The sequence below is a fragment of the Spirosoma montaniterrae genome, from assembly GCF_001988955.1.
Classification (GTDB): Bacteria; Bacteroidota; Bacteroidia; order Cytophagales; family Spirosomataceae; genus Spirosoma; species Spirosoma montaniterrae.
Map to the genome: position 1 here is coordinate 2,881,042 of NZ_CP014263.1, position 13,508 is coordinate 2,894,549.

Consider the following 13,508-nt stretch of genomic DNA (forward strand, 5'->3'; position numbering starts at 1 on the left):
ATCAAACTCACCCTTGAACTTAATAAAACCGTCACTTCGCCAGCACAAACGACCGAACGGGCTGATTCGTTGCGCCGACGAGCAGAGCCGTTTTGCCGCCAATCTGTACCGCTGCCAGATCGCGCACGTCGCCGTTCCAGAGTAGACCCGACAGCGGCATCGGCACGTATCGGAATTGACCTTTACCGACATTCAGGAAGAGTTGCCCCCGATTGGCGTCGGATTTGCCGAGCCGGACGCGGTTGTGTTCGCGGTTACCGCCAATGAGCAGGTCGGGCCGACCGTCATGATTTACGTCGGTTGTGGTCAGGGCGTAGACGGGTGCAAACTGCGCTTCGATGGGCAACGGTTTCGCCACAAACCGGCCTTTCTGGTTGTGCAGCAACACGGTTTGGAGTTGAGCGGCTTGTGCTTTCAGTGCTTTTGCCAGTTCGTCGGTGCTGAACAGGTCGGTTATGGTAGCATTGGCATAGTGGGTATAATCCGTGAATTTTTTACGGAGCGTACCAACCTGATCGAGCATTTCATCGCGGGCGTTAAATGGATACAGTTTCCCGCCTTCGTAAGTAGCCAGCATGGGCAACCGCGTCCCGGCGGCATTCTCGATACCATAAAGCGTAAGCGGTTGCGTTGGCGTGGCCCGCAGTTGGCTATTCAGTCCGGCATTTCCGGCCACTATGTCGGGCCAGCCGTCGCCGTCAAAGTCCTGAACGAGCAGCCGATTCCAGCAGCCCGTTAGCTCCGACAAACCACTGTTGTAGGCATTCAATCGTCCGTTTTTCCAGGAAAGCATTTGCACCGGCCCGAAGTCGGTTGCCACAACCAGTTCCGGTTTTCCGTCACGGTCGAGGTCGGCGAAGGCGGCATCCGTTACCATACCGAGCGTTCTGAGCGCGGGGTGCTGCGTCGTAACGTCCGTAAACGTTCCTTTTCCATCATTAATCAACAGCCGACTTTCCGGGGATTCGGGATAATGCCCCGGCGTAACCCGCGCCCCAACAAATACATCGCGGTCGCCATCCTGGTCAATGTCGGCCACGCGCACACAGGACGCCGACACGCGAAGGTCGGGTAAAAGGGCTTTGCTAAGTTGCCCCCGGCCATTGTTGAGGTAAAGCCGGGCTTGCAAACGCGGGTCATTGGGCGGCAGTTCGTAGCCTGTGCTGACCACGATCAAATCAAAATCGCCATCACTATCGGCATCGAACCAGTCGGCTCCCGCATCCTGACAGGCGTTGTCGGCCTGCAAGGCAGGCTGTGGCATCGGCACCAATCGCCCGGCCTGCTGCACAAACACCTGCCCACCCTGACCGCGACCTCCGCCCACAAACAGGTCGGTTTGCCCATCGCCGTTGGCGTCTCCGGTGGCAAAACGTGGGCCGGTTGTCGAGAGTTTGTAGGGTAGCAGCGGCTGTATTTTAAAGTCGTTTACAGCCGGTTCGGCATTGGTCCAGTCGAGGAGGGAAACCCGTTGCCAGTTGACCTTAGCGATGGGTGGCTCGGCAGCTTGTTCTGTTGGCGCGTAGCGTACTGCCAACTGCACCCCCGTACCGGGCTGCACCTGCTGCGTTTTGCCATCGGCCCAGCGTATCCGCACGGAATCGGCACGCGCAGTTTTACCCAGGCCAAAAACGAGCGGGCCGTACATAGCCGACTGAAATCCGCGCACCGGCATGAACTCCTGCACCTGCATTCGCCCCGCTGCCCAGACGCTCACCCGCGCCCCCACCAGTGCGGCAGGGTTAGGGCTTCGTAGCTGAATCGTCAGGGAACGGGAGGCAGCCTTTTTGTCGGTCTGATTTTTGTAGATGCCCGCTTCCGCATTGACGTTGTTGACGACCAAATCGAGATCGCCATCGTTGTCTAAATCCGCGTATACCGCCCCGTTCGACTGACTCGGCTCATCGAAACCCCAGTCGGCGGTTTTGTTGTCAAACGTCAGATTTCCGGCATTTCGATAGAGGTAATTAGGTTCGTTGATGGCGGGCATCTTAGCAATCACGGCCATTTCATCAGCAGGCTGGCCAGTTTGCTTTGCTTTCAGTTGCTCATCCATCGTGAATTTCAGGAACTCCATGTTTGTGTAATCGCGGGCATAGCCGTTGCTCACGAACAGGTCTTTCCAACCATCGTTATCAAAATCGGCGAACAGCGCGGCCCAGCTCCAGTCGGTATTCGACACGCCCGCAAGCTGGCCGATTTCAGAAAAAACTGGCACACTCCCCTCCTCGCCCATGTTCACCTGCAACATATTCCGCATGGTCTGGTGGTGAAAACCGGCCCGCAGCAGTTGCTCGTATTTGTCGTAATTATCATCGCCCGACGTGAGTTTAATGCGCTCGTTGCGTTCGGGCAACATGTCGAGCGTAAGCAAATCGATCAGGCCATCGTTGTTTACGTCGGCAGCATCGCTACCCATCGAATACAGCGACGTGTGGCCCATCGCATCCCGCACCGACTCGCGAAATGCCGGTGTGCCGGAGCGTCCATTTTGCTGATTGATGTACAGATAATCGTTCTCGTTGTAATCGTTCGAGACATACAGATCAAGCCAGCCGTCGTTGTTGAAATCGCTTACGGCCACGCCCAGCCCAAAGCTCAGCACATTGCTCACCAGCCCCGAACTGGCCGATACGTCCACGAATTTACCGCCCTGATTTTGAAAGAGTTTACTGGCGTAGTCAGGGTTATTTTGTTGCTTGAAATCGCCGATCATCCGGCTGAAACCGGCGTACTCCTGCACCGAATGATTAAGCAGAAAACAGTCAAGATCACCGTCGCGGTCGTAATCGAAAAAGGCTGCCTGTGTGCTGTAGCCGGGGTCGTCTAAGCCGTAGTCGGCAGCTTTTTCAGAAAAGGTTACCCCACCCAAACCCTCCCCGTTAGGGAGGGCTTTACGGCCATTGTTTATGAAGAGCAAGTTTCGGCGCAGACGGGGGTTTGAGGCAGCCGACCGGCATACGTAGATATCGAGCCAGCCATCGGCATTGATATCGACTAATGAAACGCCGGTATTCCAGCCATCGGCGGCACCTACGCCTGCTTTTTCGGTAATGTCTTCAAAGTCAAAATCGCCCTTATTAAGGTATAATTTGTTGGCGGTCAGGTTGCCGGTAAAGTACAAATCCGTCAGGCCATCGTTGTTGAAATCGCCCGCAGCCACGCCACCACCGTTATAAAAATAGCTGTATTTCAGTACGTTAAAATCTGCTGATTCGGTCAGCGCATTGGTAAATGTGATATTGGTTTCTGACGATGATAGCTTCTCGAATAGCGTGTCCCGGCGTTGACAGGAGGTTAGTAGGATGAACAAATAAAGGAGCTTTTTCATAAGGGAGTCAAACGCAGAGAACGCAGTGTAAAGCGCAGAGGGCGCAGAGAAAATCTCCGTGTTCTCTGCGCTCTAACTCTGCGTCCTCTGCGTTTAAATCAATTTTAATTCTTATCCCACCACAACGGCGTAGTAACCTTATCGGGGCCACCGAGCAGTGCTTCGGCGGCTTTCACGGCATCGGCGTTGGTTTCGCGCTCCAGCAGCAGGAACGGAATCCGGCGGGGCCGCGCACCAGCCGCGAGGTCAGCATTCTCGTTGTTGGCAACCGGGTACAGGGGCGGGAACTTCGTCCGGCGATATTCGGCCCAGGCTTCGATACCATCAGGATACAGTGCCAGCCATTTCTGGGTGCCAATCTGTTCGCGCTGCCGGGCTGCAGCAGCCGCCCAGCGTACCGGCGTAGTCGATAGCGCAGGCGAGTTGATACCGTCGTTCGGGGCCACCGGTGCTTTGTCTGAGTTGATATAGGCCGTAATGGCGGCTGCGTTGGTAACACCCCATTGGTTCATTGATGCGGTGATCCCTTTTTCATACAATTCCTTCGCGGTGCCGCCCATATTCCAGCCATTGACCGCACCTTCGGCCCGCAGGAAAAAAGCTTCGGCAGCGTGCATCACGTTCTGCGGAGTTGAGCCAATGGAGGTCCAGGCAGCTCCCCCACCCGACACCCACCGCGCCCCTACGTTCGAGGTAGCGTTGTTGCCGTTGGCAGCAATGCCCAACTGTGCGGGCGTCAGGCCGTTGCGCAGCCCTTCAAAGGTTCCGGTGGCGGTGGCAGGCTGGAAATAAACGCCCACGCGCGGGTCTTCGTAGCCTTTCAGCACCGATTCCATAGCCGCGCTCATCCGAAACTCGTTCCAGATGGCAATGCGCGAGAGGCCGTTGAAGTCATTGTTCGGTTCGCTTTTGGTCATCAGCGCATCGTCGGCAACGGCTTCCAGCACGCCCCCGGCTACAGCCGCTTCAGCCTGCGTTTTTGCCAGCGCGGGGTTTACGGCTGATACCCGCATGGCTAACCGCAACTGCAATGTGTTGGCAAACCGAATCCATTTGTTCACGTCACCTTTGTAGATCAAATCGAACGTACCAAACGGTTTTTCTGCCGTTTTGCCTTTCAGCACCGTTGTTGCTGCATTGAGCCGCTTGAAGAAATCTTCGTAGATTTTATCCTGCGCGTCGTATTTCACCGACCGGGCCGGTTTGCCCGCATCGAAATACGGAATGGGACCGTAATAGTCGGTGAGCCGGTGAAACGTGTACACCCACCAGATGTCGGTAAGAGCACGTTCGGCGGTGCCAGCGGCATAGCCTTCTTCCAGCGACTTCAACTGCGGCACGGTTTGGGTGTAAATGGTTGTCCAGCCGCCCCGCAGCCAGTCGAACCGAATCACGTTCCGGTCTGAGGGGAAGTACGTAGCCGAGGTGGCGTAATATTGACTGTACAGGTCGGCAAACAGGTTTTGGGCAATCTGGTAGGTGCCGCCCGCAAACGTAGAGGCTGCCTGCGCCCGCGAAAACAGATATGGCAATTCGTTGGCCGTGAGTGTAACGAGCTTGGTTTTGTCGGTATTGATTTCCGCAAATTTTTCGGTACAGGCCGACATGCCGACCATCGACGCGACCGTCAGGCTGCTCAGCAGTGTTCGTTTTAAAAGTAAGTTCATGGTTCGTGTTACGCGTTAGAATGACAGTTGGAGATTGACACCGACGGAGCGCGAAGCGGGTACGTTACCGTATTCAACACCCTGGAAGTTACCGGCCCCGAGGCTAATGTCAGGATCGAACGACAGCCGACGCGTTGGTACGCCCGGAATGTCGAGTACGGCTTTGCCGCGATAAACGAAGAACAGGTTCCGGCCTACGACCGACAACCGCGCCCGCTTGATGAAGAAGGTGCTCGGCAGATTGAAGCCGTAGCCGAACGTCAGTTCGCGCAGGCGCACGTTGGTGGCGTCGTAGGTGAAGAACTCACCCCACGAGTAGCGACCGCCCGATACCGTAGTCCAGAACGTTTCGGCGTTGATGGCTTTGGTGTTGGTTTCGCCTGTAGCCGTCACACCCGGCAGCACCCAGTTCCCGGCCCGGTTCGCTTCGGTGTAGGCAGCGTTACCGTCAAATGCCAGGTTCGCTTCCGTTCCCGAAGTCATGACCCCGCCAAACCGACCGTCGAATAATACGCCGAGCGTGAAATTGCGGTAGTTGAAGGTGTTTTGCAACCCCAGCAGGAATTTCGGGTTAAAATTGCCAATGGGCAACTGGGCGGTCGTTACCACGGGCTTGCCGCTGGCATCGACCACGAACCGGCCTTGCGCGTCGCGTTGCCAGAGCTGTGTTTCAATATCACCATATGAGCCACCCTCAGCTACAATAGGCGTTGAGGTACGGCCAAACCCGCCCGCCAATGGAGCTTTCTTAATGTCGGGGTGAAGCGAAACGATCTTGTTAACGTTGCGCGATGCGTTCAGCGTAACATCCCAGGAGAATGCGCCTGTGAGCGGCTTAGCCGTTAGAGCCACTTCGAAGCCCGTGTTCTGGATATCGCCAGAGTTGACGTACTGCGACGAGAAACCCGATGCTGGAGCCAGACCAAGTGTCAGCAACTGATTGATTGTATTGGTTTTGTAGTACGTAAAGTCGACACCGAAACGGTTACCTACAAAACGCCAGTCGAGACCGATTTCGAGCGAGTTAGTTAATTCGGGCTTCAGGTCAGGAATAGCCTGCGTAGCGTCGCGCTGAATAAACCCGTTGACACCCCCCTGCGAGAACGAGTACGTCTGCTGAAGCAGATAGGGCGAGGCATCGTTACCCACGCGGGTATAAGCCGCCCGTACTTTGGCGAAACTGATGGCGTCAGGCAGGTTGATCATGTCCGACAGAATGGCCGTCAAACCCACCGACGGGTAGAAGTACGAGTGTGGAGCGGGCAGCGTTGATGACCAGTCGTTACGGGCCGTCAGGTCGAGAATCAAGTAATCGCGGAACGAGAACGTCGAACTGACGAACACGCCATTTACCTGCCGTTGCGACAGCCCCGAACGGGGTTGCAGTGCGCGGGCAAAGCCGAGATCGAACTTATTCGGTATTTGCAGGCCAAAGGCCCGTGCGCCAATAAGTTGGTTAAACCGCTTCGAGAACTGCGCTCCTACCGTGTAGTTCACCTTCAGGTCTTTAGTGATATTGTTGTTTCCCTGGGCAAACAGGTCGATGTTCTGTTCGAGGTTTTGGGTGTCAAATGCCTCAAACGTTCCACCGTTACCGGCAAAGAGCAGTGTGCGGTTATAGAAGCTGATCAGGTTTCGGTCAAAGAACCGGTCGACACTGATACGGCCCGTAAGCGTCAGCCAGTCGGTCAGTTTATAATTGGCCTGCCCCAGCATTGTGACGCGGTTACGCTTTTCGCTGTTGATAGTCCGGTTAATGGTCCAGTACGGATTCATGTAAATCGACGATGAAGTCCAGTAATTTGGCACACCATCGGGCGTCTCGAATGTTTTGATCGATTCGAGGTCAATGCTACGCGGAATCTTGTAGATGTTCATCACAATCCCGCTTTCTTCGCCTACCTTAATCTTGTTGCCGATGTCCTGAAGCATATAGGTAATTTTACCTTCGGTCGAAAAACGGCTACTGAACTGATTACTCAGGCGCAGGTTGAACGTGTGGCGGGTTAGGTCGTTGTTCGGAATCAACCCCTGATTGTAGTTGTGCGTGTACGACAGATACGTCTGCATCTTATCTGTACCGCCCGATACGCCAATGGAATTGTTGGTTGAAACACCGTTACGGAAGAAATCGCGTACATTGTTGGGATACGTGGTGCCACGTGCGCCCCAGCTTCCACTTGCCGTGGCATTCGAGACACCCCCCGCGCCCTGCGTGAAGGTATTCTGCAACTCTGGCAGCAGCATCGGCGATTCGCTCACCACACCGGAGTTGACATCGACCGATATGCGCCCGGCTTTGCCGCGTTTGGTGGTGATAATCATGACACCATTGGCCGCCCGCGAACCGTAGAGTACCGATCCAGCCGCACCTTTCAGCACGTTGACCGACTCAATGTCGTCGGGGTTGATGTTGGCCGCGCCATCAGAGCCGTTGAAGCCACCGAAGTCTGAGCCAACCTGCCCGCCGTTGGAGTTGTCGTACACGACCCCATCGACCACGATCAGGGCGTTGTTAGTGCCATTGAGCGAACGGTTGCCACGCAGCGTTACGCGGGCCGCACTACCCACGCCACCCGCGCCCTGAACCACCTGCAAGCCAGCAATTTTACCTGAGAGCGTATTCACGAAATTGGCATCGCGTACCTGCGTAATGCGCGTACCGTCAATTTGCTGAGCGGCATACGTAAGCGTTTTCGCACTTTTCTCGATACCGAGAGCCGTTACGACTACTTCGCTCAATTGGCGGTTATCGGTAATCAGATTCACGTTTAGCTGACTGGTAGCATCTGTAAACGGAACCTCCTGCGAGGCAAACCCAATAGACGAGAACACGAGCGTGCCGGTTCCGCCAACGTTGATCCGATACGTACCGCTGGCATCGGTGGTGGTGCCGCGCGTAGAACCTTTAAGCTGCACGTTCACGCCCGGCTGCGGCTGTCCCTGGTCGTCACGGACAATACCGCCGATCTGCCGATCCTGCGCCCAAACCGGGCCGGCTACTAACAGAACAAGCGTGATACATCGAAGTAGGAGTTTGTACATAGAATTAAGTGGGGTTAAATGAACGGAGAGAACAATGTTTATTAATTGGCAATATGCGAAATTTTACCTAACTCCACTGAGTATATACCATTACTTTTATGCCGTTTAAAAAAAAAATTTAACAATTCATAGGAAAACCAACGCTACCATTGCTTACTTTGCAATACAAAGTACTTTATTTTAATGAGAGATTTATCATACCCATTGATTTACCAGCCCGATAAGGCTAATGGCGCAATGAGACCGGGCCGTGGTTTGGTGGCACTGGCGGGTTTAGCGGCTGTTTGCATTGGCCTGGTGGCTGTACGAGGCTTGCTCACCGGCAACTGGTGGTTTTTTACGACCCTGACCTGGAATCTGTTTCTGGCGTTTTTTCCGCTGGGCGTGGTGCTGGTGCTGCGCGACCTGCGGGCGGCAGGGTTTCGGCAACGCGCTTTGTTGCTGAGCAGCTTAGCTATTTGGCTGGCGTTTTTGCCCAATGCTCCCTACCTCATCACCGACCTGTTTCATATTCGGTCGGTTGGGCAACCGCTACTTTGGTTCGACACCATGACGTTCTTTCTGTTTGCCCAAACGGGGCTGCTGGCCGGTCTATATTCGCTACTGGTTGTTCACCGGATGCTGCGTCCGTTGCTGGGGGTATGGCAAACGTGGGCCGTGGTGCTGTTATTCCAGGGATTGTCGGGCTTTGGCGTCTACCTCGGTCGGTTTGGGCGGTGGAATAGCTGGGACGTGCTGGCGCAACCTACGTCGCTGTTGCGGGCTATTCTATTGGCCTATCACGATCATCTGAGTATTAAACTAACGCTGGCCTACGGTTTTGTACTGGTTGCGTTGTACGTAGCTTTTCACTGGTACGTTGCGTATGATAAACGGACGTAAAGTGCTACGTAGCTTCCGGTTTGCCGGTCGGGGCATTCTTGATTTGTTCCGTTACGAGAACAACGCAAAGGTGCATCTGCTCGTGGCTGGTCTGGTAGTGCTGGCTGGCTTCTGGCTACGATTGAACCGGGTCGAGTGGGCTATTGTACTTACACAAATCGGATTAGTCTGGGCCGCAGAAGCGTTTAACACCGCCATCGAGAAACTGTGCGATTTTGTGTCGCCGGGGCTGCACCCACACATCAAAACCATCAAAGACCTGTCGTCGGGTGCCGTATTGATCCTGGCCCTCACGGCGGTAGCAGTGGGACTGGTAGTACTGGGCGGCAGGCTGATTGAGTGGTTGAATGGTTGAATGATTGAATGTTGTCAAGACAACCCATTCAACCATTCAACCACTCAACCATTCAATCATTCAATCATTCAATCATTCAACCATTCAATCATTCAACCACTCAATCATTCAATCATTCAATCATTCAACCATTCAATCATTCAACCACTCAATCATTCAACCATTCAACATGTCTGAATCGCGCGAACATCTGCAGACGCTGACGGAAATCCGCAGCCTGATGGAACGCTCTTCCAAATTTCTGTCGCTCAGTGGTTTATCGGGCGTGTCGGCGGGCCTGATTGCGCTGGCGGGCGCGGCAGTAGTGTATATGCGTCTGCGCACCAACTCGCTGGCCACGCTCGGCTACGACCAGCTCAGCCGTTACGATGCCGATACCCACGCCGATCTCAGGCGTTTTTTAGTGACAGTGGCCGTAGTGGTGCTGGCGTCGGCGTTGCTGGCGGGTACGTATTTCACGGTTCGTAAAGCCCGGCGGCAGGGGCATGACGTTTGGAACAGCAGTTCGAAACGGTTAGTATGGGCCATGCTGGTGCCGTTGGTAGCGGGTGGTATTTTCTGCTTAGTGCTGTTGCAGCACAACCTAATCTGGCTGGCCTTTCCCGGCACGCTGATTTTTTACGGACTGGCCCTGCTCAATGGCAGCAAATACACCCTGCGCGACGTTGAGTCACTGGGTTACTGCGAGATTGGGCTGGGGTTACTATCGTTGTTCTGGCCGGGTTATAATTTGCTGACCTGGGCTATTGGCTTCGGCGTCCTGCATGTTGTGTATGGGCTGGCGATGTATTACAAATACGAACGAAACGCGTCATGAAAGACCTGCTGGCGCAATTCAATAAAGCCTTTGAGAGTAAAGCGCGGCTGAACATTATGTCGGTGCTAATGGTCAACGACAGCCTGAGTTTCAACGCGCTGAAAGAACTCCTCGGCCTAACCGACGGCAATCTCGCCACGCACCTGCGCGCGCTGGAAGAGTCGGGCTACATAGTCGTGCAGAAGCAGTTTATTGGCCGGAAACCCAACACAACCTATTCCGCCAGCGACACGGGCAGGCAGGCGTTTTCTGACCATCTCAACGCGCTGGAAGAGTTTATAAAAAGTCTGTAGCCGATTGTACTCTGTAAGCTCGTCGGGATGTGTATCCCGACGCTACTAAAAGCGGATGTATATCCGCCATCAATTTCGTCGGGATACACATCCCGACGAGCAACAACGAGCAACGCCCTACTCGGTCTTGAAATCCGAATCTTTCAGTCCCTTATTGATTTTGATGTTATCGACCGTCATTGTCTGTGTGCCGCGTGGCGACTGCTGATTAATGGTCATGGGAAACTTAATGCCGTTTTGCTCTTTGTAATCAGCATACTGCATCGTGGTCGTCATCTGACCGCGTGGCGATTTGTTTGTAACAACTGCCTGCACTTTCAGGCCGGTGCCCACATCAAAATTATCGGTCCATGTGGTTGCTCCGTCGGCGGTGGTATGGCTTAGCTTGTAGGTGTCTTTCCCGTCGATTTTTTCGGGGCCGACCACAGTCGATTTGATACCGTTTTCGGCGTAGTGCAGTTCCGGGAACAGCGTGTTCATGGCAATCATGGCCTGCGCTGCGGGGCCGTCGATAGTGTTGCTACCCTGCATACCACCCATGAGCACCTTCTGCCCGTCGCCGGTTTGTTTCATCACTTCCATACCGTTGGCATTGATGACCATTGAAAATTTATTCGGCAGTTTCTGCTTGCGCGTGATGATGATGACACCCCGGTCGGTTTCGCTCGACATATTGGTTGTCAGGTCATTAACTTTCATCAGCGCGTCTTTTCCGCCGATGGCCGCAATGTATTTATCGATAATCTGCTCAGCATTTGGGGTATCCTGCGCCATAGCCGAACGTTGAAACAGAGCCATCAGAGAGAGGGCTATCAGTACTTTTTTCATGGCTTACGAATGGGGCTTGTCGGAAAAATCAAATGTAGCTATTTGCCGCTTTTCTTCCGCAATTTTCGTTGGGCTGCCAAATATAAAGAATAGCTTACGCCGAAGGCCCCGAGCCGCCCGCACGTCGCGCACCATATCGGTAAACTCGTGAAAGTTGATATGAAACGGGTTGGCTTTGTGTGCAATATTCGTAGTGATGCCATACACCGGCGTTTCTTCTTCGGGCTGATAGGTGCCAAACATCCGGTCCCAGATAATGAACGTAGCGCCGTAATTTTTGTCGATGTATTTTGGCTGCGAACCATGATGAACCCGATGGTTAGAGGGCGTAGCAAATATAAACTCAACCCAGGCGGGCATTTTGCGGATGTATTCGGTATGCACCCAGAACTGAAACAGCACGGCAATCTGGTTAGTCGTGAAGAAGATAATCGGGTGGAAGCCAATTAGCGCGACGGGCAGAAAAAAAATGATTTTCAGGTGTTGCACCCAGCTTAGCCGAAACGATACGCTAAGATTATAATGCTCGCCCGAATGGTGTACGACGTGCGTTGCCCACCAGAACCGCTGCTCGTGCGAGACGCGGTGCGCCCAATAGCTGAAAAAATCGTAGATGATATAACACGGAATGAGCGTCCACCAGTGCAGGACCATGCGCCAGGGTAATTGGTTGTAGACCCAGACGGTAGCCGTAAGCAGGGCCACTTTCAGAGCCGCACTCACGGCCAGCGAACCCAATCCTACCAGCACCGAGCCAATGGTCTCGTGTTTTTCGTAAACGGGCCTTTCCTGCACATAAGCCCCAATCATTTCAATGGCTGTGAAGAAAATCATGACCGGCACAGCCCACAAAATCAGGTTAGGCGTATTGGTTTCTACGGTCAACAGTTGATGAATCGGAATTGGAGGAGCACCAAACAACGGGTCGAGCATGTGTACGTTGAGTTAGTAAGGCTTGTATTCAGGTATTGGTCACAACGGTTGGTTTTGTGTTTCGGTATAGTCGCCTGGCAACACCCGATAGCGTCAGGCCCTGTACTACAACAGAGAAAAAAACGCAGGCGTAGGTAACAAATACCAGCAAGTCTTTGGCCGCTACGGTTTCCGGAATCGATAGGGCCATTGCTATTGATAGCCCCCCGCGCAGCCCGCCCCAGGTGAGCATCAGTGGGTCTTGCGGGTCAGATTTGATCCAGCGTTGTACCAGCAACAAAGGTAATCGAACGGCACCGTAGCGCGATACCAGCATAATAACAATACCTGCCAGGGCTGCTGGCACAAACGCCCAATCGAAGGTCAGTGTCACCAATCGCGATCCAATCAGTACAAATAGCAGGGCATTCAGCAAAATATCAATAATCTCCCAGAATTTATCGACATACTCGCGGGTTACGCTGCTCATGGCTGCGCTACGCGTTTGGTCGCTAATGAGTAGCCCGGCCACCACCACCGCCAGTGGTCCCGACACGTGCAGCCGGGTAGCCAGCCAATAACCGCCCATCACAACAGCAATGGTAATGATAATTTCTGTTTGATAGTGGTCAATGGATTTGAGCAACCCAAACAAGGCGTAACCCAGCAACAGGCCCAAAAGCAGGCCCCCACCGGCCTCTTCCAGAAAGAGCCAGCCTACCGCCTGTGCAGTTAGCGGCACTGCATCGGGCCGGGTTGTACCCAGCAGCGTCAGGAAAATCACTACGCCAACACCATCATTAAAGAGCGACTCACCAACAATTTTGATTTCAGTATTTTTCGGTACGTTTGCCTTCGCCAGAATGCCCAGTACGGCAATGGGATCAGTTGGCGAAATCAACGCGCCAAACAGCAAACAGTGGAAAAAATCAATGGGCAGACCAATGAGTTGCAAAGCCCCGTAAAGCAGTATCGCCACCATACCCGTAGAAATAACAACTCCCAACAGGGCAAATAGTGTAATACTGGCCCATATTGAGCGTAGCATTCGCGTATCGGTATGCAACGCTCCGGCAAAGAGCAGAAAACTGAGCATAACGTCGAGTACGACGGTCGTGTAATCGATCTTGTTGAACAACAGCCAGATGGCATCAAATTCGCGCGGGCTAACCAGGTGTCCGACAATGATAGACAGCGAAAACACAATGGAAATAATCATTAGCCCGATGGTGTCGGGCAATTTCAAAAATCGGACGTTAACGTAACCAAAGATTGCCGTTAGCACCATCAGCCCGGTAGCGATGTTAAAAATATCCATATCATGCGAAACAACCGGTTGTTTTTTAGTCAACCGGCTATTCTGTGAGTTGTTACTATT

At 53.6% G+C, this 13,508-nt stretch carries 10 protein-coding genes; 4 read left to right on the forward strand and 6 right to left on the reverse strand.

The window, feature by feature from the left end; all coding sequences use genetic code 11:
• Positions 1–31 precede the first annotated feature (31 nt).
• From AWR27_RS12520 to AWR27_RS12530, 3 genes are all read right to left on the reverse strand, one after another.
• Positions 32–3,331: a VCBS repeat-containing protein gene (locus AWR27_RS12520; protein ID WP_077131482.1), complete on the reverse strand. Its 3,300-nt coding sequence runs from the start codon at positions 3,329–3,331 to the stop codon at positions 32–34.
• Positions 3,332–3,435: 104 nt separating this feature from the next.
• Complete coding sequence (locus AWR27_RS12525) at positions 3,436–4,998, reverse strand: SusD/RagB family nutrient-binding outer membrane lipoprotein (RefSeq protein WP_077131483.1); 1,563 nt, start codon at positions 4,996–4,998, stop codon at positions 3,436–3,438.
• A gap of 15 nt (positions 4,999–5,013) precedes the next feature.
• Positions 5,014–8,043 carry a SusC/RagA family TonB-linked outer membrane protein gene (locus tag AWR27_RS12530; RefSeq protein ID WP_077131484.1) on the reverse strand — a complete coding sequence of 1,010 codons (3,030 nt, stop codon included), beginning with the start codon at positions 8,041–8,043 and terminating at the stop codon, positions 5,014–5,016.
• Between the two features lie 183 nt (positions 8,044–8,226).
• Between AWR27_RS12530 and AWR27_RS12535 the strand changes: the two genes are divergently transcribed.
• From AWR27_RS12535 to AWR27_RS12550, 4 genes are all read left to right on the forward strand, one after another.
• Positions 8,227–8,925 carry a DUF1361 domain-containing protein gene (locus AWR27_RS12535; RefSeq protein WP_083732836.1) on the forward strand — a complete coding sequence of 233 codons (699 nt, stop codon included), beginning with the start codon at positions 8,227–8,229 and terminating at the stop codon, positions 8,923–8,925.
• Entirely contained in the window at positions 8,909–9,280 is a 372-nt protein-coding gene (locus AWR27_RS12540; protein WP_077131485.1) for a diacylglycerol kinase family protein, read from the forward strand. Before AWR27_RS12535 ends, AWR27_RS12540 begins: the two co-directional genes overlap by 17 nt.
• A gap of 169 nt (positions 9,281–9,449) precedes the next feature.
• Positions 9,450–10,097: a hypothetical protein gene (locus tag AWR27_RS12545; RefSeq protein WP_077133965.1), complete on the forward strand. Its 648-nt coding sequence runs from the start codon at positions 9,450–9,452 to the stop codon at positions 10,095–10,097.
• A complete protein-coding gene (locus AWR27_RS12550) occupies positions 10,094–10,390 on the forward strand; it encodes a winged helix-turn-helix domain-containing protein (RefSeq protein ID WP_077131486.1) in 297 nt (98 codons plus the stop codon). The genes AWR27_RS12545 and AWR27_RS12550 overlap by 4 nt, the downstream gene beginning before the upstream one ends.
• Positions 10,391–10,507: 117 nt before the next feature.
• Here the strand turns inward: AWR27_RS12550 and AWR27_RS12555 are convergent, their stop codons facing one another.
• Genes AWR27_RS12555 through AWR27_RS12565 form a run of 3 tightly spaced genes read right to left on the reverse strand, consistent with a single transcriptional unit; the run spans position 10,508 to position 13,448 of the window.
• Positions 10,508–11,218 (reverse strand): LolA-like protein, encoded by a 711-nt coding sequence (locus AWR27_RS12555; protein WP_077131487.1) that lies wholly within the window; start codon positions 11,216–11,218, stop codon positions 10,508–10,510.
• 3 nt (positions 11,219–11,221) lie between these two features.
• Positions 11,222–12,151, reverse strand: coding sequence for a sterol desaturase family protein (locus AWR27_RS12560; protein ID WP_077131488.1), 930 nt, complete (start codon positions 12,149–12,151; stop codon positions 11,222–11,224).
• A gap of 28 nt (positions 12,152–12,179) precedes the next feature.
• Complete coding sequence (locus AWR27_RS12565; protein ID WP_077131489.1) at positions 12,180–13,448, reverse strand: cation:proton antiporter; 1,269 nt, start codon at positions 13,446–13,448, stop codon at positions 12,180–12,182.
• Positions 13,449–13,508: the final 60 nt, after the last annotated feature.

What these genes read in the sequence shown, in the direction of transcription:
- AWR27_RS12550 (WP_077131486.1), top strand. Translation starts at nt 10,094, where the DNA reads ATGAAAGACCTGCTGGCGCAATTCAATAAAGCCTTTGAGAGTAAAGCG.
- AWR27_RS12560 (WP_077131488.1), bottom strand. Translation starts at nt 12,151, where the DNA reads ATGCTCGACCCGTTGTTTGGTGCTCCTCCAATTCCGATTCATCAACTG.
- AWR27_RS12520 (WP_077131482.1), bottom strand. Translation starts at nt 3,331, where the DNA reads ATGAAAAAGCTCCTTTATTTGTTCATCCTACTAACCTCCTGTCAACGC.
- AWR27_RS12540 (WP_077131485.1), top strand. Translation starts at nt 8,909, where the DNA reads ATGATAAACGGACGTAAAGTGCTACGTAGCTTCCGGTTTGCCGGTCGG.
- AWR27_RS12535 (WP_083732836.1), top strand. Translation starts at nt 8,227, where the DNA reads ATGAGAGATTTATCATACCCATTGATTTACCAGCCCGATAAGGCTAAT.
- AWR27_RS12555 (WP_077131487.1), bottom strand. Translation starts at nt 11,218, where the DNA reads ATGAAAAAAGTACTGATAGCCCTCTCTCTGATGGCTCTGTTTCAACGT.
- AWR27_RS12565 (WP_077131489.1), bottom strand. Translation starts at nt 13,448, where the DNA reads ATGGATATTTTTAACATCGCTACCGGGCTGATGGTGCTAACGGCAATC.
- AWR27_RS12530 (WP_077131484.1), bottom strand. Translation starts at nt 8,043, where the DNA reads ATGTACAAACTCCTACTTCGATGTATCACGCTTGTTCTGTTAGTAGCC.
- AWR27_RS12545 (WP_077133965.1), top strand. Translation starts at nt 9,450, where the DNA reads ATGTCTGAATCGCGCGAACATCTGCAGACGCTGACGGAAATCCGCAGC.
- AWR27_RS12525 (WP_077131483.1), bottom strand. Translation starts at nt 4,998, where the DNA reads ATGAACTTACTTTTAAAACGAACACTGCTGAGCAGCCTGACGGTCGCG.